Source organism: Chloroflexus sp. MS-CIW-1 (assembly GCF_030444705.1).
Taxonomy (GTDB): domain Bacteria; phylum Chloroflexota; class Chloroflexia; order Chloroflexales; family Chloroflexaceae; genus Chloroflexus.
Genome location: NZ_JAUBWR010000001.1, coordinates 1,303,563 through 1,322,962, shown reverse-complemented (window position 1 = coordinate 1,322,962; position 19,400 = coordinate 1,303,563). Strand labels below are relative to the sequence as shown.

The 19,400-nt window shown below is 53.4% G+C and carries 16 protein-coding genes; 5 read left to right on the top strand and 11 right to left on the bottom strand.

The window, feature by feature from the left end; translation table 11 throughout:
• Positions 1–188 precede the first annotated feature (188 nt).
• The gene (sucC, locus tag QTO31_RS05255; protein ID WP_031458279.1) at positions 189–1,331 is read left to right on the top strand and encodes an ADP-forming succinate--CoA ligase subunit beta; all 1,143 of its coding nucleotides are present in this window, start codon (positions 189–191) and stop codon (positions 1,329–1,331) included.
• A 1-nt stretch (position 1,332) separates the two neighbouring features.
• On the opposite strand, the gene QTO31_RS05250 is transcribed toward sucC, so the two are convergent.
• A complete protein-coding gene (locus QTO31_RS05250) occupies positions 1,333–1,653 on the bottom strand; it encodes a hypothetical protein (protein WP_301429462.1) in 321 nt (106 codons plus the stop codon).
• 252 nt (positions 1,654–1,905) lie between these two features.
• On the opposite strand from QTO31_RS05250, the gene gmd reads away from it, so the two are divergent.
• Both gmd and QTO31_RS05240 read left to right on the top strand, forming a co-directional pair.
• Positions 1,906–2,880: a GDP-mannose 4,6-dehydratase gene (gmd, locus tag QTO31_RS05245; RefSeq protein ID WP_028458264.1), complete on the top strand. Its 975-nt coding sequence runs from the start codon at positions 1,906–1,908 to the stop codon at positions 2,878–2,880.
• Positions 2,877–3,080, top strand: coding sequence for a hypothetical protein (locus QTO31_RS05240; protein ID WP_028458263.1), 204 nt, complete (start codon positions 2,877–2,879; stop codon positions 3,078–3,080). The genes gmd and QTO31_RS05240 overlap by 4 nt, the downstream gene beginning before the upstream one ends.
• Positions 3,081–3,293: 213 nt before the next feature.
• On the opposite strand, the gene QTO31_RS05235 is transcribed toward QTO31_RS05240, so the two are convergent.
• The 9 genes from QTO31_RS05235 to cmr1 are packed head-to-tail and all read right to left on the bottom strand — an operon-like array spanning position 3,294 to position 12,143.
• Positions 3,294–4,217 carry a hypothetical protein gene (locus QTO31_RS05235; RefSeq protein WP_301428360.1) on the bottom strand — a complete coding sequence of 308 codons (924 nt, stop codon included), beginning with the start codon at positions 4,215–4,217 and terminating at the stop codon, positions 3,294–3,296.
• A gap of 51 nt (positions 4,218–4,268) precedes the next feature.
• Entirely contained in the window at positions 4,269–5,135 is an 867-nt protein-coding gene (locus QTO31_RS05230; protein ID WP_301428359.1) for an RAMP superfamily CRISPR-associated protein, read from the bottom strand.
• Position 5,136: 1 nt separating this feature from the next.
• Positions 5,137–5,517 (bottom strand): hypothetical protein, encoded by a 381-nt coding sequence (locus QTO31_RS05225; protein WP_301428358.1) that lies wholly within the window; start codon positions 5,515–5,517, stop codon positions 5,137–5,139.
• Positions 5,514–6,416: a type III-B CRISPR module RAMP protein Cmr4 gene (gene cmr4 / locus QTO31_RS05220; RefSeq protein ID WP_301428357.1), complete on the bottom strand. Its 903-nt coding sequence runs from the start codon at positions 6,414–6,416 to the stop codon at positions 5,514–5,516. The genes QTO31_RS05225 and cmr4 overlap by 4 nt, the downstream gene beginning before the upstream one ends.
• Before the next feature lies 1 nt (position 6,417).
• The gene (locus QTO31_RS05215) at positions 6,418–8,997 is read right to left on the bottom strand and encodes a CRISPR-associated protein Csx11 (RefSeq protein ID WP_301428356.1); all 2,580 of its coding nucleotides are present in this window, start codon (positions 8,995–8,997) and stop codon (positions 6,418–6,420) included.
• Between the two features lie 11 nt (positions 8,998–9,008).
• On the bottom strand, positions 9,009–9,425 hold the full coding sequence (locus QTO31_RS05210) for a HEPN domain-containing protein (RefSeq protein ID WP_301428355.1): 417 nt from the start codon (positions 9,423–9,425) through the stop codon (positions 9,009–9,011).
• Positions 9,422–9,904 carry a nucleotidyltransferase domain-containing protein gene (locus QTO31_RS05205; RefSeq protein WP_301428354.1) on the bottom strand — a complete coding sequence of 161 codons (483 nt, stop codon included), beginning with the start codon at positions 9,902–9,904 and terminating at the stop codon, positions 9,422–9,424. Before QTO31_RS05205 ends, QTO31_RS05210 begins: the two co-directional genes overlap by 4 nt.
• Positions 9,901–11,205, bottom strand: coding sequence for an RAMP superfamily CRISPR-associated protein (locus tag QTO31_RS05200; RefSeq protein WP_301428352.1), 1,305 nt, complete (start codon positions 11,203–11,205; stop codon positions 9,901–9,903). The genes QTO31_RS05205 and QTO31_RS05200 overlap by 4 nt, the downstream gene beginning before the upstream one ends.
• Before the next feature lie 11 nt (positions 11,206–11,216).
• A complete protein-coding gene (cmr1, locus tag QTO31_RS05195) occupies positions 11,217–12,143 on the bottom strand; it encodes a type III-B CRISPR module RAMP protein Cmr1 (RefSeq protein WP_301428351.1) in 927 nt (308 codons plus the stop codon).
• Between the two features lie 598 nt (positions 12,144–12,741).
• On the opposite strand from cmr1, the gene QTO31_RS05190 reads away from it, so the two are divergent.
• Together QTO31_RS05190 and QTO31_RS05185 are read left to right on the top strand one after the other, a co-directional pair.
• Entirely contained in the window at positions 12,742–14,784 is a 2,043-nt protein-coding gene (locus QTO31_RS05190) for a histidine kinase (RefSeq protein WP_301428350.1), read from the top strand.
• Positions 14,781–15,452 (top strand): response regulator, encoded by a 672-nt coding sequence (locus tag QTO31_RS05185; protein WP_031458269.1) that lies wholly within the window; start codon positions 14,781–14,783, stop codon positions 15,450–15,452. Before QTO31_RS05190 ends, QTO31_RS05185 begins: the two co-directional genes overlap by 4 nt.
• 413 nt (positions 15,453–15,865) lie before the next feature.
• On the opposite strand, the gene QTO31_RS05180 is transcribed toward QTO31_RS05185, so the two are convergent.
• On the bottom strand, positions 15,866–19,390 hold the full coding sequence (locus tag QTO31_RS05180) for a peptidase (RefSeq protein ID WP_301428349.1): 3,525 nt from the start codon (positions 19,388–19,390) through the stop codon (positions 15,866–15,868).
• Between the last annotated feature and the right edge of the window lie 10 nt (positions 19,391–19,400).

The window sequence follows — 19,400 nt, the reverse complement described above, 5'->3', positions numbered from 1 at the left end:
TTTGAAGCCTCAACAACCCATGGAATACAGCAAAGATCAATCTCATGCACAGGCTTTGCACAGGAAAAATGTTTGACAGCTCGACGATCCCTGTGCTACTATGCGCACAGTTATCTTGCAAAGATCGGTGCAGTATGAATATTCCTGACTAAGGAACCGCATCCGAATTCGGGCAGTGGAGACGTTGCATGAAGTTGCATGAATATCAGGCTCGTGACCTGCTGGCACGCTACGGTATTCCGGTAACCGGCGGTGGAGTCGCCGTTACGCCGACAGAAGCTCGTGCGATTGCCGAACAGATCGGGGGACCGGTCGTCGTTAAAGCCCAGGTCCACGTTGGTGGACGAGGCAAAGCAGGTGGGGTCAAACTGGCCCAAACCCCAGCCGAAGCAGAGCAGGTAGCTGGGCAAATCCTTGGCATGAACATTAAAGGGTTAACGGTCGAAAAAGTGCTTGTTGCAGAAGCGGTTAGCTACGAACGCGAAATCTATCTTTCAGCGATCCTGGATCGCGGCAGCAAACGAGTGATGATGATCGCCTCGGCTGAAGGTGGGGTTGAGATTGAAGAAGTTGCCAAAACCAAGCCTGAAGCGATTGTAAAGATTCCCGCTCACCCGACAATGGGCCTGCTCGACTTCCAGGCCCGCGAGCTGGCATTTCGCATTGGTCTGCGCGATGGCAGGCAGGCTCGGCAATTCGCTCAGATCGCCAGTGCTCTGTATCGAGCATTTGTTGAGTCTGACGCATCACTGGCCGAAATCAATCCGCTAGTCGTAAAGGCAGACGGTAGCCTGCTCGCACTTGACTCAAAGGTCTTGCTCGATGAGAGTGGTCTCTTCCGCCACCCCGATCTGGCAGCATTGCACGATCCCTCGGCCGAACCCGAAGCTGAACGTCGTGCTCGCGAAGCAAATATCACGTACATTAAACTTGATGGCAACATTGGTTGTATGGTCAACGGTGCCGGCCTGGCGATGGCAACGATGGATGTCATCAAGTTATCAGGTGGCGAGCCGGCCAACTTTCTGGATATTGGTGGCGGTGCCAGCAAAGAGAAAGTCAAGACGGCCTTACAGATCATTCTCTCTGACCCGAATGTCAAGGCAGTGTTATTCAATATCTTCGGTGGCATCACCAGAGTTGATGAAGTCGCCCGCGGCATTATTGCTGCGCTGGAAGAGGTACCAACGAATGTCCCAATGGTAGCGCGGTTGGTAGGAACGAATGAAGAGGCAGGACGGGCATTATTAGCCGAATCGAAGCTCATTCCAGCAGCAACGTTGGCCGAAGGTGCACAGAAAGCAGTCGCCGCTGCGCGCGGTGAATTGTAAATCAGCGATCCAGGCTGCGACGAGCAGCGGCGATCAACGCCAGTTCGCGTTGGTCGAGCGTTTCCTGGGCGAGGCGTTCAAGCCGGACGCGCCACTCGTCAAGAATGACGGCTGCTCGAGCGGCGGCAACTTGCCCTCGTTGCGCGATCCATTCTTGATCGCACGTCAACAGGGCAAGTTGCAGTTCAACTTCAGTGTAGCGACATACAACAAACGGTAATCGTTCGGCACGCGCCGGTGGATAATCGGTACCGGCAACGAGTTGTAGCGGCTCGCGCTTGAACAAACCGGCCAATAGCGTAATGGTACGCTCTTCAGGCATCGATAGCCCCAATTCGACATGAGACACTGCAACCCGAGAAATGGCGAGCCGCTCAGCCAGCTCTTGCTGAGTCTAACCGAGTTCGCTGCGCAAACGGGCGATCCGTTGACCAATTGGTTCGTTCATACAGGCAATGGTAACTCACTTAGCAGACACACAACCGATTTCATTGTATAGTAGCACCGTTTGCCCAACCGTGAGTGACGGCACTCAGCGGTGTTTTATACTGCTAATGTGAGAGGAATGTGAACAATGGCTCCAAGACGTGCGTTAATCACCGGTATTACCGGCCAAGATGGAAGCTACCTTGCTGAATTTCTACTCGGAAAAGGGTATGAAGTGATCGGCATGGTACGCCGTTCCAGTACTGTCAATTTCGAGCGTATCAAACATATTCAAGACAAAATTACGCTTGTCAGTGGCGATTTGCTCGATGAAGTATCGCTGATTCACATCTTGCGCGAGCATCGCCCGCACGAAGTCTACAACCTGGCCGCCCAGTCCTTCGTTCAGACATCCTGGCCCCAACCGGTCTTTACCGGTGAAACCACCGCCCTTGGCGTCACACGGTTACTGGATGCGGTACGGATCGTTGATCCCGAAATCCGGTTTTATCAGGCGTCGAGCAGTGAAATGTTCGGCAAAGTGGTGGAGGTGCCGCAGAAGGAAACGACCCCATTTTACCCCCGCAGCCCGTATGGGGTTGCCAAGGTATACGGTCACTGGATTACGGTTAATTACCGTGAAAGCTACGGCATGCATGCAACATCAGGCATTCTGTTTAACCACGAGAGTCCACGACGCGGGCTTGAGTTTGTCACTCGCAAGATTTCGCACGGCGTCGCGCGGATCAAACTAGGGCTCGATGAAGAGCTACGGTTGGGCAACCTCGAAGCCCGCCGTGATTGGGGGTTTGCCGGTGACTACGTTGAAGCAATGTGGCTGATGCTCCAACAAGATCAGCCCGACGATTATGTGATTGCAACCGGTGAAACTCATTCGGTACGAGAGTTCTGCGAGTTGGCGTTTAGTTATGTTGGTCTTGACTATCGCGATTATGTGGTCATCGATCAGCGTTTTATGCGTCCGGCTGAAGTAGACCTGCTGATCGGTGATGCTAGTAAAGCGCGCAAAAAGCTTGGCTGGCAACCACGCACCTCGTTTACCGAACTGGTGCAGATGATGGTCGAGGCCGACCTACAATTAGTTAAGGAGCAGATGCGATGAATCAATCTGAGACTCGGTTGATCGAGGAAGGATGGGCAGCGTTGGTTGAACGTCTTGGCTTAGCAAATGCGAGTCGCTTTATTATGCTGCTGGATCGGCGCACCGATGGTGCACGTCAGTATCTCCAATCGTTGTGGGGGACACGACCGCATCCATCACCGCGTCCACAACCGCCGGTCGTCAATCACTCTGACACGTAACCCCCTCTCGCCTCCGGTCTCAATCTGCTGCCCTACCCGAACAGTGGGTAGGGCAGTTTTGTCACTGTTGATAAGTAGTAGGAGCGGTTTCTAATCCCATCCTCTGCTTGCAAGGGGAGATGCGGGCTAGAGGCTCACACTCTCAGGGTGGTTCAAAATACTATTCCCTGTCATATCAAGACACGGACCAGAAGCTCGCACTCCTAGGTTTGTCTATTGGCATCCGATAGTCTGCGCAATCGTGTCAGCCAATTGCTGCTGATCATTCGCAGACAGGTTCTGACCATCAAAACTCTTCAACACTATCACCTGCGTGCGCGTTGCTCCATAAACCGCCTGATGGTCAGGATTCGGTTCGTTACTCAGAGCGATGAACTTTCGCGTATACACGCCGAGCAGCTCGCTCACCAGGTTCAATTGCTTCGCCGCGTCCAGCGTGGTTGTCTTTCCTTGTGATTTGCACTCAATACGGGCAAATTGATTACCACAGCGCACAACAATATCCAGATCTACCTGTGGTCGCCCATTACTTCCCAGGAACTTGATCCCTTGTTTTACCTCAGCCTGCGACAGTCTGGCCCGTATCGCATCGGCAACCGTCTGTTCAAAGGCACCGCCAATATCTTTCGAGGGACCTGCCTCCTGCCATTGCCCCTTGCCGATGTGGGCATCAAGAAATTGTTTAATGTTAATGAGTTTTGGTAATGTAGTCTTTCCTTGCAAACGCAACGTTTGCTGGTTATCGTAACGGTACTCGTAGAGGACGTTCTGGGTGCGCTCACTCTCGAGATAAACAACCGGTGCACCACGCTTCATTGCTACCTGATTTGTCGCCAGTACCATCGCTTTGGTGCCGCCAGTAAGGTTAAAAATAAGGTCAGTGCCCTGCTGATTTGCCAGCTCTTCATCAAGCGCCTTGACCAGACTCTCAATATCGTAGGCATCACAACTGATTGAACGACACTGGCCAATAACTGACTCAATGCGCTGTCTGACCTGATCGGTTTGTGGTATGCAGATCAGAATCGTCTGGGGGGTTTTGAGATGCAAGGAGAGGAGGGCGAATTCGATGAAATCATAACCGGCCAACAGATCGGCAATCTGCCCGATGTTGATGGGAGACGGTCTATTCGGCATGGTTTTTCTTTACCGCCTACACTCACCACGACAGCGCGTTTTTCTTGTTGGTCAAAGAACAACCCAATAACCTTCTTGTTCAAACTGAACTTGTACGTCATCCATTGGTATCGATCCAGGAGTCCAGCAAAAGATGGCCGACGTCAAACTCGACCCAAAAGCGTGACTTTGAGATGTCACTCGACCAACCAGCGGCTCGATCTGCCCACGTATCTGGACCTTTGTTGTCACACTGACATGGGCCAGGAAGGAAGTATTTTTGGAAACGGATTGACATGGACGTGTGCATGTGATCGGATCACCTTCCAACTTCATGTCTACCAATCGAAGCGTCCCAAAGCCATAGCGTCGCTCTCCGCCGACCTGGAGATTGCTCAACCAGTATTCCCAATTCAGTATCTTTTTCGCTTTATCGTCCAGGAATACCAGACCGCTTACCTGTGTTCGTGCACCATTTTGTCGGCTATACGGTGCGATGAATTCGACTTCATGCAGACTTCCATGTTGGGCTGAATTCGTCTTCGAGTCTAACGCAGTAGTGACGTGGGAGTCTAGGTAACGGCGTTCAAACTCAGTGACACTCAAATTGCCGTATTTTAGACCATCTCCACAATAGCAGGGTGTCAGAAGTTGTGAGTTTTCTTGTGAGTTCTTTTGTGAGTTCTTTTGTGAGTTCTCATAGACAAACCAGTAGCCAAAGGCACAATGGGTCTTGACCCATTCGCCGACCTGCTGATAGTCGCCTGACGAAACACCGTGGGTTGAAAAGCCCCGGCGCGTCAAGGCTTCGGTCACCGCACCCCAGAGGTTACGTGCGGGAATGTAGTAGCGCGTGCGCTGCACATTGCCCACTTTATGGTAGCCAATGTGCAATGGGCTGTGGAGTTCGTAGATAACACGAAACTTCTGCCAGGACATCTCATCCCTCCAGAGCCTTGGCGTGGTAGCGAGCGTAGATCAGGGCCTGTTCCAGCAGGCGCTTGGCGAGGAGAAGTTGATCAAGATTGCCTGCCAGGTGGTCACGCACAGCCGCTAGAGGATCGCTGGTATTCGCAAATCCATAGATACCAGCCTGCTTCAGAAGTTCTTTAGCTTGATATTGCAACCTGTCGGCGCCTGGCTTTTCTCGCTGCCCTCGAGAAGCCTGATACAGGAAAAAGGCGTAGACGCCATCCTCCTGCAAGATGCCCAGCGATTTGGTGATGTGGTTTTCGGCATTCTTGTCAATCGCTTTGTGAACTTCATCGGCGATCTTCCAGCCAAACTGAGCGCAAAGTTGATCCAGATTCTGCCCGCTCATTGCTTGCCTCCTGCGTTGAGATTCAGCACACGCAGCCGCCCCATGCCACGGGTGTTCATGCCGCCCACGCCGAGGAATTCGAAAAGAGTGAGACCCTTCCGAACAGTATCAATCACCTGTTGTTTACCACCAGTGTTGAGTGGTTGCTGGCCGTTGATCTGATAAAACTTCGGGTCACTGACGACCACTTCAAAATAGAGCACACAGGCGCGAGGCAGAGCCTCGTAGGTGAAAAGGGCACCTTCTGCAGCCGCACCGGTCTGCGGGTCAATGCTCACCGAAGTTCGCACCTCCAGGTTGTCGTTGACGATGTGGCCGAACATCTTGCTGGAGACGAGTACAGCGCGATTTTTGATGTCGTCTGGAATAGCGCTCAGTTTGCCGTCTAAGGAAAAAGCGTTCCCTGCCACCTCAAGCATCAACCAGCCCAGGTTGAGTTTGCCGCTGTGTTTGACGCCGCCAGCGACGCGCACCTGCTCATCCGACGGCTCGGCTTCAGTGATTTCTAGCGCTTTGAGCATCTCTGGACAGGTGATCCAGACCGGCCCAGCCAGAGAATGGACAGGGAAGAAGATCAACCGCGCATCCGAGAACTGCGCCAGGCCCTGGAAACTGGCCCCGCTCCCTTTAGCGAAACCGAAGGTAACGCATATGGAGCAGTCATGCAGGCCGCAGTGGCCGCCCTGGCCAGCACATCCAGGAAACTTGCCGTTGACCTGCATAGCGGCATAGGCGCGCGCGGCGCCGGCAAGACTGGTGCCAGGAATCTTGGGCAGATTGGTGCCCGGCTCGCGCACGATGGAGAGGTCGACGCGCCCCAGACGCATCCCGCCTGTCCCAACATGGATCGGATCGAGAGCGAGCGCATAATATTTGCGTACATCCGGTTGATACGCCATCTTACGACTCCTTGATCTTCAGTTTGAGGATGTACAAATGAAGCTCCAGGCAGCGGGCAAAGCGTCCGCTGACTACATCTTGCGGTGTGACGACATCAGGCAAAGAATTGCCATTCTGGTCCTTTCGTTTAAACAAACCAGCTTCTTTGAGCGTCGTGTGGGCAAGATGCTCAAACTCTTTGCTCTTCCTGCCCCAGGTCTCGCCCTTGCGTTCCAGCAACGCCTGCACATTGCGCAGGCCGGTATCGGTGATGCCACTTCCCTTCAGGTCATCCCACATTTTCATCAGTCGGGGAAGTTCGTCCAGCAGCATAACATCGCGTTCAGGGTCAAAACGGAAACGGCGGGCGGTGGTTTCCAGAAAGAGGTACGTAAAGCGGGAGGGAATGACCTTAACTTCATTGCCTTGCTTCAGGTCGTTCACGTGCACGAGCCAACTACCATTGTGTTGAAAGTAATGCTGGGCACAACCCGGTGTGCCACTAAAGAAGAAGTAGGGATACCAGTTATCCGGCGTGGTTCCATCACCCATCACGGTTGGGATGTTCCATTCAACATCATTCATGAACTTGACTTGACCACTTGTCACGTCCTGTCCCACCTTCCACAGTTCGTCTTTGAGAGGGGCTGCCAGCATCCGCAGGGCAGTATCCATCACCGCAGTCAGCGAGATCTTGCGCTGGAAGAAGACCAGGCCAAGGAAGAGAGGCAGGCGGTTCTGAACTTTGCCGAATTGTTTCTGGTACTCTTGACGGATGTTTTTTGCAATCTCCAGTGCCGCAGCAGCAGGGACGAGAGCCAGAAACTGGTCGGGGGAGGCCAGGAGTCGCAGACAGGGGGTGTACGCCCCCATCTTCCCAGTCGCCTGTGCTTTACTCTGAACAACGAAAGAGATTTGTTGAGGTCTATCCGGTTCGCTGACAAAAATGGTTTGACCCGGCTGAATATCGCCCGCCAGTTCCAGATTGCTGATGGTAATAAACTGCTGACCATCCTTACGCCACAGTAAACTAATCGCCCCACCATTCACCACACCATCATACGGCACATTTTCTCGCCAGCCACTCGTCTTGTCCGGCGTCAGCAGCAGTCGCGCACAGCGCAGGCTGGGATTCTGTGCGCCATAGCAATGATGTCTGGCAAGGATTTCCCTTTCCACCGTCTCCGTCCAGAAACGCTGGCAGGTCTCCCACACGCGGCGCAGGCGGGCAGGAGAGGGGTTTTTGGGAACACAGTCTTTCGGATTATTTTGTACAGCCTTGACCAGCATCGTCTGCACCAGATCGCCGGAGAGCCAGTCATCCAGCCCGAACCTGCCGACAATGAGCGCCACGCGGTCGTTGTGGTCGGCGATCTCGTCTATCCAGATCGTTTGCGCGGGATCGCTCTCCCAGGTTTTGATACGCGACATACGCCGTTGCATGCAGGTCTCGCATGCCTCTTTTCCCTCCCTCATCGGGCGCAGGCGGCAGACCGGGCAGACTTCCCATTGCCCTGCTCCTACTGTTGTCCACTGCTGCTGCCAGCAGGCACTCAACTGTTGACTATCGAAAGGCTGCGCCAACGCTTCAAGGGCTTCCTTGCGCGCTTTGCCCAAAATGCTCTTGAGTTGGTCGGTGGCAGTGGTTCCATCCCCCACCGTCACAGCGATGCGCGGGGCGAGTTCCATCTCCACGCTTTCCACGCGATGGCGAATCTCCTGTGCCAGGTCGGCAGGCAAATCAAGATCAGGGAAGGTGAAGTAGATGCCGGTGCTATCACGGTAGATTTCGTTGCCGAGGGGGTATTCTTCCTCAACGAGTTGCTTGACCGTTTCACAGGCTTTGTCCACAACGCGCTGATAGCCGAGCAGGTCGGCGACTTTAATCGCTTTGGCGTAGAGGGCGAGCACATCGAAGTTGATGCGGAGGAGACGCCAGCGGGAGGTACCTGCCTGAATCAGTTTGGCTGCAAGCACCGATTTGTACAGTGCTGATACAGCATATCCCCAATCCCATAAAGTGACTTCGTTGATAGGCCGTCGAGTGTCTCCCCAAGCATTCGAGAACACTTCTCGAATTTTCGATAATAGATTTGTCCTATTAGAGTAGGATACCCGATTCAGCAAAGGGCGAACTTTATCCAGTAGTGGCTGAAGCAGCTCCACTGGCTGCACATCCTCAAAGCCAAAGGCTGTGCTGATCCAGTCACAGGCTTCCTCAATTTGTTCTTGTTCGCCCAATTCTTTATCTACGTGTGCCTGTGCATGACACGCCCCTAAGAGAGAAACCAGCGGATTGGAATGGCTTTTTGCAGACGAAGGGTTTCTTCCCTCTTCACACAAAGTCTTCAGATCAATTGACGAATTCGAATCAAGCTGTAAGGAGATAGACGAAAGAGCCAGAGCAAATTCCCCAGGTCGTAAGTACGAACCGCGCCTTTGCCATTCACTGGGTTTGGACGTTGAAGCCAGACGCCGATTTTTGGACCATTGTGAGGCTACCGCCATGTCTATACACTTTTGCCAATCATGCAGCAGCGCCGCCACCTCCGCCAGGAGCAGGGCGTCGCGGTTGTTCTTCAAAACTTCAAGGCTCATCATGATGATTCACCTTACTGGATGATTTGCACCGCAAGGGTGACGGCCTCTTCGGCCAGGGCAAGCGCCTGGCGAGCGTCGTTCTCATCGAAAAGTTCCCACGGCGTCAGGCCGCCGACCTCATCGCCGTAATCGGTTTGGATGTGGACATCGGGACCGAGCAACTCGGCTTTTTCTGCGAGCGCCTGCACAGCAGGCGCCTGTGCCGGATCAAAGCGGCCCTTTGCCAGCGCCTCCCGCAGATGGACAGCCGGGTTGTGGGTACGTCCGACCGGCCCGAGCAGAGCCAACACGGCCTTTGCAGCATGTTCCACCGCCAGTTGGCTGTTATCCAGCGCCGAGCGCCAGCGACCAAGCGATACATCCTGACGGGCCTCTTCGAGGAAGCCCCTGGCAAGGCGTAACCGATAGCGTGATTCGGAGTTGCTCATGCGAATCCCTCCCAGCCGAGCTTTGAAAGGGGGGATGGCCCATACCACATCAGGTCGCGGTCGAGGCGGAGACGTTGCAGGTGGTGACGTTGGATTTGCTGGCGGATCCATTCCAGGCGTCGGGTCATGTATTCCTCACGGTCGAACAGGACAATGCCATCCAGGGCAATATCCAGATAGAGTGACGGAAAGCGCGATTCGAACTCTTGCGGCGTTTTGGCCAGGAGGCTAATGCACGCTCGCCAGTCTGCTGGGAGCATGCTCTTGAGATAAAAATGACGCGCCAGGGCTTTGGGCGGCAGATTGCAAGCGATCACCAACAAGTCCCAATCGCTTTGCGAATCTGCCTCGCCCCGAGCCTGGGAACCAAACAGCACCACCGCTACCAGATCATCACCCATGCCGTGGCGCAGGGCATCAAGCACAGGGGACAGGGCATTGAGTTTTTCCGCGACCTTAGAGAAAGTCTGATCGCTCATTGCGCACCTGCTTGTTTTTCGAGCAATTCTTTCGCGACCTTATTCAGTTTATCGAATGAGTCAAACTCACTCTTCGGCCAGGTAGGTTTTTGAGTTTCAGGTTTTTCAGGCTCAATTTCAGCAGGTGATTGGCTGGACAGAGCCTTCCCCTCGCGTTCCCACCACTTCCTGGCTTTCTCGTATTCCTGACGGTCAGATTTACTCATACCTTTCAGCTCTGCGTCACTGCGTTCGCGGAAGGTACCATCGGGGTTGAGATATTCGTCTTTCAGTTTGCCGGGGGCTTGAAGATATTTGGGCAGGTTCGGCGTCGCAGCGGATGGCACGGGCAAAGGCGGTGACTGCGTTTCTTCAATGCGGATTTGAACAAAGCCATTGCTGACGGTCTCTTTGGCCACCCCGTACCCACTGGTACGCTTGGCGGAAAAGCCGTAGGTGAGGAACATGGCTTGCAGCCCTTCGGCAACCAACTTCAGGTCTGCTAACGCCTGCATCTTGGTTTGGGCTTCGTCTTTGCTGATCAGGTCGAAGGGAACGTAGAGCAAACTGAAAGTGCCTTCTGCTCCAATAGGGACGCACTCAAGGTAAATCGGGTGCGTACCGGCTCTAGTCTTGCGCGAGTGCGGGTTGATGACCTCCACGTCGATCAGATTGAAGAATGTGGGGTAGAACATCAGCCGACCGCTGTGGTGGGGGAGAGGATCATCGGAACTCAGTTTGTAATGGTCGCGCAAGAGACGCTCATAGTCCTGACGGGCTTCCGGCTTGAGTGCATCGAGGTAGGCGGCAAAATCTTTCGTTTGCCCTGGTTCTTCACCTTTCTCATCGCCAAAGAGCAAGGTCTGAACAAAGCGTTCCTTGGCAAACTCGTCAGCAGCAAGTTTGTCCTTTTGCAACACCAGGCGGGTGTGCATCGCCGTCCAGCGCAGCAGTCCTTTCCAACTCGCCGCCGACATCGTTGGAACTTTGAAGACCTTATCCTTGCGCACCGGATTGACGCTCTCGGCCACGTAGAAGGGGTCATCGTCCTTGCTGATCCAGGGTCTGGCGAGGGTGAAGGTGAATTGCAGGAACCAGGAGCCGGGAGGGAGCAAGGCCATATCAGGCGGGGTAGGAAGTAAGCCTAAAGATTTCAGATGCTTACATTTCTGGTCAATAAAATTGTTAAATTGTGACGCCTTCCCGTGCACAAATTGGACAAACCGTTTGGCGGCCTTTGCACTATCCGGCTTGGTAACCAGCAAACGCAATTGGGTAGGAATATCGCCTTGGGGTTGGGCGACGTACAGGTCATAACTCATGCATCACCTCATCATGTGAAAATTTTTCTTAGTACTTCTTCGCCCGTCATAAATTCTCTGTCAGGGTTAAAATCTGACCAAACCTGTCTAAGACGGCTCTTTATTTCGTCAAAATCCACTGTACCCGGCTTTACAAAGCCAAATGTCCGACCTTTGTCAGGAGACTTGAAACTGGATACCTTCTTACTCTCCTGCTGACTTCCTGCAAGCCAACGAGAGGGTTCGCTTTGGTCTTCGAGAGATTGTCCTTGTCCTTTTGGCTGTTTTCTACCCAACACCTGATTGAAAGTGCTAGTCTTATCATCTTGTCTTGCCAGATACCGCCCATTTACACACCAGAAATGTTGCAAAGAAGCCCAGGAATAATCTTTATGGTTCCCCGAGCGCCATTTTCTGTCGGTCACATATCTTTTGATCGTCTCTGAATCTAAATTTTGACACTGGCTTTCCTTAGAGAATTCGACCGTGACTAACCCAAAATCCAGGTGATGAAATTTGTTCTGTCGCTTCGGTTCATCGGACGGTTTAAAAATCGTTTTACCGCCAATAGCGCCATATTCAGAAATCAGACGAAAGGTGGCATTGAGCAAACACCATTCTTCGGCTTCAATATTTCGTAGTGGGATGACTGCGATTTCAAGTGACTGTCCTGCTGCGATAGCTTTGTTTTCAATATGCGGTGTTGTACGCATCGCCAACCGAAACTTGCGCGCCCAACCGGTGCAGCCGAACAACTCGCATGCCACGCAACGATTACTATCTTTATCGGGGCAACGATCTTCACCCGTCGGGTCGCACGCATACCCGCCCAAGCCGCGCACCAGTGCCTCATACCACCAGCGTAGCGAACCGATTAGCCCCGTCTCGTGCAGGCGGTCGCAGGTCTGATCCACACCGCCGGTCCATAAGGGTGTTAATATCTTTAGTGTGATGTTCATAGAGTTTTTCATCCCGTATAGATACGACAATATCTTCTTCTGTAGCTACTTCACGAACTTCAGAACGCTGATTCAAACAGTCACATCAAATACCGCTAGCGGCGCAAAACCACCTGCGCAATCGCGGCCAAGAGTCGGCAGTTCGTCTGACCGTAGTCTTGCCCCAACATTCGCTATTCGCTCAAAATCGTCTCCGCCACATCATAGACGACCAAAAGCCTATGGCTCTATGGTTTTCCTTCAGCATGAGGTTATTGGCATTTTAGCATAGGAGCCAGCACCAAGCCATTTCTACTTATTGAAATCATTCATCTTGTCGTCACTGTACCGGGTTGAATCATCCTGAACTGCACGTTCATTCTGGTTGAATCATAGGTCGCTCGTCTGTCTGAGAACAACTTGCCTCCACTCCGCGTTGCAGAAATAACATCATTCGCCTCAAAACGACTTCCGTCCCTCCCTTCAGTAATGGGCCGCTCAGGAACCCACCCCTACCGGCACCGGGCAGCCCTTCCCGACCATACACGCATCCAGGTCGTTAATTATCCCCCATCACCGCTCTGCATAGCTGGTTCGCATAATGTGATACACTTTTAGTATGAAACACCATCAATCACCATTCATCGAAACTATGGTTTCACGGTATCAGCGAGCGGCACTGGTCTTTCTGGTCTTGCTCTCGCTGGTGACGGTGGTTGTTGCTTTGAGCGCCGTGGGTGATGCGATGCTACGCGCAGCATGGCCACGGTTGGTAGGGATGCTGGCCTGTTTGATCGGGATGCTGGGGCTAGCGTGGCTCACGCCGCTGCGTGTTCTGAAGGTTTGGGGACAGATTACATTGATCGGTCTTGAGCTGGCTGCCGCAGTTGGTGCGCAGGTGCTGTACCCAACATCGCTGATCGACTATATCTATCTCATTCTTATTTTGCAGGGAATTGTGTTGTTCCGCCCATGGCTGTGGTCGATCATTGCTGTTGCAGCATGGGTGGTGTGGACGCTTGTGCGCTATCAACTCTCAAATGATGTGATAGCGTGGTTGCAGAGTAATCTGGTGCTGGCGTTTCCGGCTATCTGTGCCATCATTGCTGCGTTTATCTATGCCCGCCACCTCCGGCGGCGTGAGCAAATTCAGCAGATGTTGCACCAGCTCCAACAACGCTCGGCAGCGTTTTCGACCTTTTTGCGTGAAGCGCAACAGCGGGTAGTGCTCGAAGAACGGCAACGGCTGATGAATCTGTTAGCCAGCGAGGTACAGCAGACGCTGGCTTATGCCGAACGGAGTATAACGACGGCCTTGAGCGCGGCACAGTCGAACCTGCAACGCCTGCAAACAACTCTCGATACCCCTCGTGCTGCCGCTGCCACTGCAATGTATCGCCTTCGTGAGACTCTTAACATCCTGCGTGCTCAGCCTGAACTTGATGAACAACCGGCCAGAATGGCGCTCAACAATCAGCTCGATGAGACGTTGATTGCGCCACGTCCATCTTATGTGCTGTCCTGGCTCTTACCTGCCCTCTTTGTCAGTCTGTCACTGGGTCTGGCCCTTCTCCAGCCGCGTCCACTTTCGCTCACGGCTATGCTCTGGTTGGTTGTGCTGGGTGGATTACTCATTATCGCCAGTGCCTTTACCCAATATGTTCGTCAGGGTGCTTTCGTACAGATTGGCCTGGCAACGCAAGCGCTGACCATTACCCTCATGGCGGCAATGACCAACTTGCTCCCGTTGCTGTGGGGATTGTTGCTGGTTGCCTGGCAGATGGCCAGTCGCCTCTCGGCGCTACAGGTGCTGATCTTCGGCGCACTATTACCACTGTTGCTGTTCCTGATCAGTTTCTGGCAATCGCTGAATCTCGATGTGCTCACCGTCGTGAGTCTTACGATTGCAGTGATCCTGGTTGGTACACCCCTCCTTCTGGCTCGTTATCAACTCCGTCGTCGCCAACAGGCCGAGCAACAGGTGCACTTACTGACGACCGAAATGCAGCAACAGGCGAAGGAGATACAGGCGATCACGATTGCGGCTGAACGCGCCCGGCTGGCTCGTGAAATACACGATGATCTCGGCTCGAAACTGGTATTGATGAATCTCGAATTGCAGTTAGCTACTGAATTGGCCGAAGAAGATCCGCTGGCCGCACGTGACCATCTCGCACATAGTCGAGAAATATTGCGGAGTGCATGGCAGAGTCTGCTGACAGTGGTTGATGCCGATTTGCCCTTTCCGAGCACTGGCCTGACCCAGAGCGTGCAACAGTTGGTACACCAGTGTGCGCAAAGCACGCGGGCAACGGTTGAGCTGACGATCCAGGGTGAGATTGACGATGTGCCGCCTGCGGTTGCTCACTGCATATATCGTGCTGTGCAAGAGGGTTTGACGAACGCCTGCAAGCATGCCAGGGCTGATACGATGGTGATCGACATCAAAGCCGATGACGGATATGTGGTTGTGACAATCACGAATAACGACCGCTCAGATCGGATGTCGCCAAAGGTTGACCTGGGCAGTGGTAGTTTCGGATTAATCGGTTTGCGAGAACGGGTTGAACTGCTTGGCGGTGGTATGGATGCCGGACCGTTGCCAGACGGGGGTTGGCGGTTACGACTGGTGATCCCGTTTGAAGCTGAGGATAAATCATGACGATTCGCGTATTGATTGTTGATGATCAGGCGCTGATTCGCACCGGTATCGCAACACTACTGGCGCGCAAGGCCGATATTGAGGTCGTTGGTCAGGCGGCCAATGGTCGTGAGGCGCTTGATCTGGTTGCTGCACTCGATCCCGATGTGGTACTGATGGACGTGATGATGCCAATTATGGACGGCGTCGAGGCCACCCGTCAGCTTACGCAACGCGGGCCACGTCCGGCAGTGATTATGCTGACGACGTTTCATGACGATGAACGGGTCTTGCAATCGATTGCAGCCGGTGCACGCGGTTATCTGCTGAAAGATGTCGATCATCGGGTGCTTGCAGATAGCATTCGTACCGTGGCCGGTGGCGGTGCGCTGATCCATCCTCAGATTACAGCGCAGCTTCTTCCCCGAATCGCGCAGATGGCTTCCGCCACTCCACCACAAACGACTGCTCCACCCGACGTTGCAATGCTCCTGACCCCTCGTGAACGCGAGATTTTACGCCTGTTGGCGCAAGGGTTCACGAATCAGGAAATCGGTGAGCACCTTGCCTTGAGTATAGGTACGGTGAAAAACCATCTGAGCGTCATCTTCGCCAAGCTGGCAGTACGCGACCGAACGCAGGCCGCGCTTTGGGCGCGGGAGCACCTGCAATCATCATCAGAGGGGTAGAACCTCGTCCTACCCCCGGGTTCGGCCTTGTAGTTATTCAGAAGACGTAACTTGTCATGTCCTGCGGCAAGAACAGCGCATCCGCAAGAGGTGATCCTGGCAAAAAGTTCGATGGAAACCTGAAATAATCTCTTTCTGGCGGCTACTGTCTGTCACATTTCCCTTCCTCTCCCATTTTGGGAGAGGAAGGGGCCAGGGCAAGGTGAGGGCGCCAGCCGTGCTCTGCATAACAAGCATTGAGGAACTTGGTTAGAAAACTGCGCAGCAAGGCTTCAACTCACCATCAGCGTATGAAGCATGACCGAAAACTCGGACACCTTGAAAACCACTACCCTCCGCTCACTCCTCTTTCAGCTATCTCCCCATCACTACCGCCAGGCAGAAAAAGACGTTGAAAAGCCCTGCCGATAGCCCTACTCATACACAAGCCGCGACGCATCCCGCGAAAGTAACGGAAGATACAACCGTTGCCATGCTGGACTCCCACTGGAAAGAGGCGCGTTCTGGCGCTGGATCACCGGTAGGAAGAGCTGATACGTTGGCGGAGCAAATAGACCTTTCGCCGTATACATCACCGAATTGCCCGCCTGGTCAATCGCCGTGATGATGATCCGCACATCGGGCCAATTACGTGGGACAGTGGCAACCCAGCGTCGTGGATTTTGATCGTCTTGTGTAAAGGTGAGCGGTGTCCAGGTGACATCATCTGCGGCAAGGTAGACACCGGTGACGGTGACCTGGGGATTTGTCGGGTGATCTGGATCGCTAATCAACACTTCTATCGGCGTAGAAACACTCTGAGGACTCGCATCCTGACCGGCAATCCGCACCCGCTCGATCACCGGTGGCGTCTGATCGTTGAGCGCGATATTAGCATTCGTGGCCGCCGGATCGGTATAGATGACCTGGAAGACGAGCTGCGTATAAGTGCGCAGTGTTCCGGTGACCCCATCAGTCGCTCGGAATTGGGCAGCCGTGCTGATCAGCGTATCACGCGGCCCGTTGTTGCCTTCAGTACGACTATGACCGAAGAAACGATCAGGAACCCAGAAACCAACCCCGGCACTGAAATCGGGTTCGACAGTCGTACTGATCAGCGGTGTGAACGTTTCGGTGACAATTTGGGTGACGGTGGGGTTGAAATTGTTGACCGTATTGTACTGACCACCGATGAAAATGACATCACGTACTACCAGTGGTGGCCGATCATCATCGTCGTCACTACCCGACAACGCAGTGATGTCGTAGGCAAAAGCCGGTAAACCCGGCATGCCGATCAGGTTGTTGTTAAAGACTGTGACCGTCGGCGTAACATTAAAGGTGCTGGTCAGCAAGAACGTATCGGTAATCGTAAAGTTCTCGGCACTCAGTTGCACCAATTGCCCACTGCGGGTTGGCTGGAGATAGTTGGCATCGTAGCTAATGGTAAAGGTAATAGTACGGGTCAACTGGCTGCCGGCAACTGGTATAGGTGCTGTGCGATCACCGGGCGGCAATTCCGCGTTCAGGTCTTCGATAGCAGCCGTGAGCGGGTTATCGACAAAGATCCGCTTCCATGGCAAGCCATAAAGAGTTGTAATCGACAACACTTTGTAGTCATACGCATTGAGGCCAAGCGCAGTGCGCAGATAGCGTAGTTTCGCGTTCACCAGCGCATCGCCAATACTACGCCCGACGTATGTCTCACCGTTGGTAGCGCTCGTGTCGGGACGCACCTCATTCCGCACCAGCTCTTGGGTTAACAGCGCCGCCAGTCGTTCGCTGTAGTCTACCCCATCGAGCGTACCATAACCGTAGCCGGTATTGCCGATCCAGTTCCCGGCGTGGCGGTTGAAGGCTTGGGCGAAGTCAGCAGCGTAGAAAGGAGTGGGTATATCGAGTAACTGATCGATAGCCTGATATGGCACATTGTAGCCACTATGACAACCGACAGAATAGTAGAGTGTGTTGGAGAAGAATCCTGGGCATATCGAAGGATAGAAATCACATGATGTAGCGAGGTCACCAAAACCTGAACTGTACGCTACTGATAGAATACGCTCGGCTGGAAAGTTCCCGCCATCGGTAACCGCCGGGATCAGTTGCCAGTGATCGAAATGCGCATTCAGTGAACTAACCAGGGTCTGCGTTCGCGAATAAAACTCCAGGGTTGAAGTGAAAAAGCCAGGAGTGTCGAGCGGTTGCTCAAGCCATTGGTTTTCAAACGCATTGCGATTCCACGTATTGTTGTTCAAGACCCGTTTGGTCACACTAACGCTGGTTGCCTGCTGCAAGGTGCGTGAAATTGCATTGGCGCCATCGATCAAGAAGTCGTAGCCGGTCAATGACAAGCTGGAGTTGGAAGTTTTCAGATCTTCCCTCAACTCGATATTATTATCACTCCACCAGGGCGCATTACGGCGTAGAAAATCGGCAATCTCGCCGGGACGTTCAACAATACGCCCGACCGCTAATTCCGGCACAAAGAGGGGGAAGCCGTAGAAACGGTAGGGCCGGTCGGTACCGTAGGGGTTATCGCTCAGCAACATTCGATTGCGCAGCGCTGCACCAAGCGGGTTGCTGGGCGAGATCAGGCTGGCGCCATTAGACCGTGAGTCAACAGTCTTCAGATACTCCAGATAATCGGCCTCGTTGGCAATCGTCGTTAAATCAGGCAAACGGAAGAATGGTATGACCTCATCGCTCCCGATCAACACAATATGGCGCACATTTGGATATGGCGTACCTGCGTTGTTTTCGTTGCCTAAGTTAGAGTCGTTATTCGCCCGTATCCGGTATCGTATACGCACATCACCCGAACGTCCGCTGCCATCAGGGCTAATTGCCGCCTCGATCACGTGATCGATAATCTGGGCCAAGAAGTTCGCATAGAGTGGATTGGCTTGATTGACGACTGGCTGGCCCCAGTCTTCAAGCAATTGATTGAATGGCTGGGCGCCGCTACCGGCAATGACTTCTAGATTTGCCAGATCAATCACTGCCCCCTTCTCTACAATCAGATCATTGTACGAAGCCCCATAGACTAACGTCTGGGTCTGCGAGTATGATCCCTGAAGCGTTGTTGTAATTGCACTGATGGCAGTTAGCTCACTCGGATACAGCGCTTGCATCCGCGCTGAATTAATGATGTAGAGCGTTGAGACATCAGGATCAGGGGTATCGATGAGAAACTGCACATGCGGCGCTGGCCCCAGTGATTGCAGCGTGCTACGTTCGAGCGTAATGGTCAGACGGTAAGGCAATGGACTGGTCTGACCAGCACTTGCCGGGGCAACGGCCACAAAATAGCGGCCCGCCTGCCAGACGATGGTTTCAATCCGTTCATCTCGATTGCCAGGATTGACGCTGATAGACGTAATCTGCCCACCGATCGAGGTAATCTGACCGCCGATAGACGTAATTTGCCCACCGATTGAGGTAATCTGACCGCCAATAGACGTAATTTGCCCACCGATTGAGGTAATCTGACCGCCAATAGACGTAATCTGCCCTCCTATCTGGGTAACATCCTCCAGACCTGGCCGACCAGGATCAAACTCGAAACTATCAGTTGCCCCACCCTGCCCGGTAGCCGGATCAACTCCACCGCCGAAGACCAGATCGTAATCGGCGTTCAGATTAGTCAGTTCGATGGTCACTAGCGATCCGGGCGCAGTGATGTCGAAGGAAAAGTAGTCAATATCATCGGACGCAGAAATGACCCCGCTAATCGGCTGGCGCCAACTATCGGTACGACCGGTCGCGATTGCCTGGGCCGTAACGCTGGGTGGTGTAATCCGATTGTTAGGTTCTACTTCTCCTATTGCCGGTAATTCAGTAATCGTTGTCAGCCGAACCGGCTCAGTTGCAGCCGCCGTTACCGCCTGCGGACGAGAACTCAACGCCATTGGCGCCAAAAAGAGCGAAAAGATCACCAGTGTGAACAAAAAGCGTTGCATAGTGGTCTCC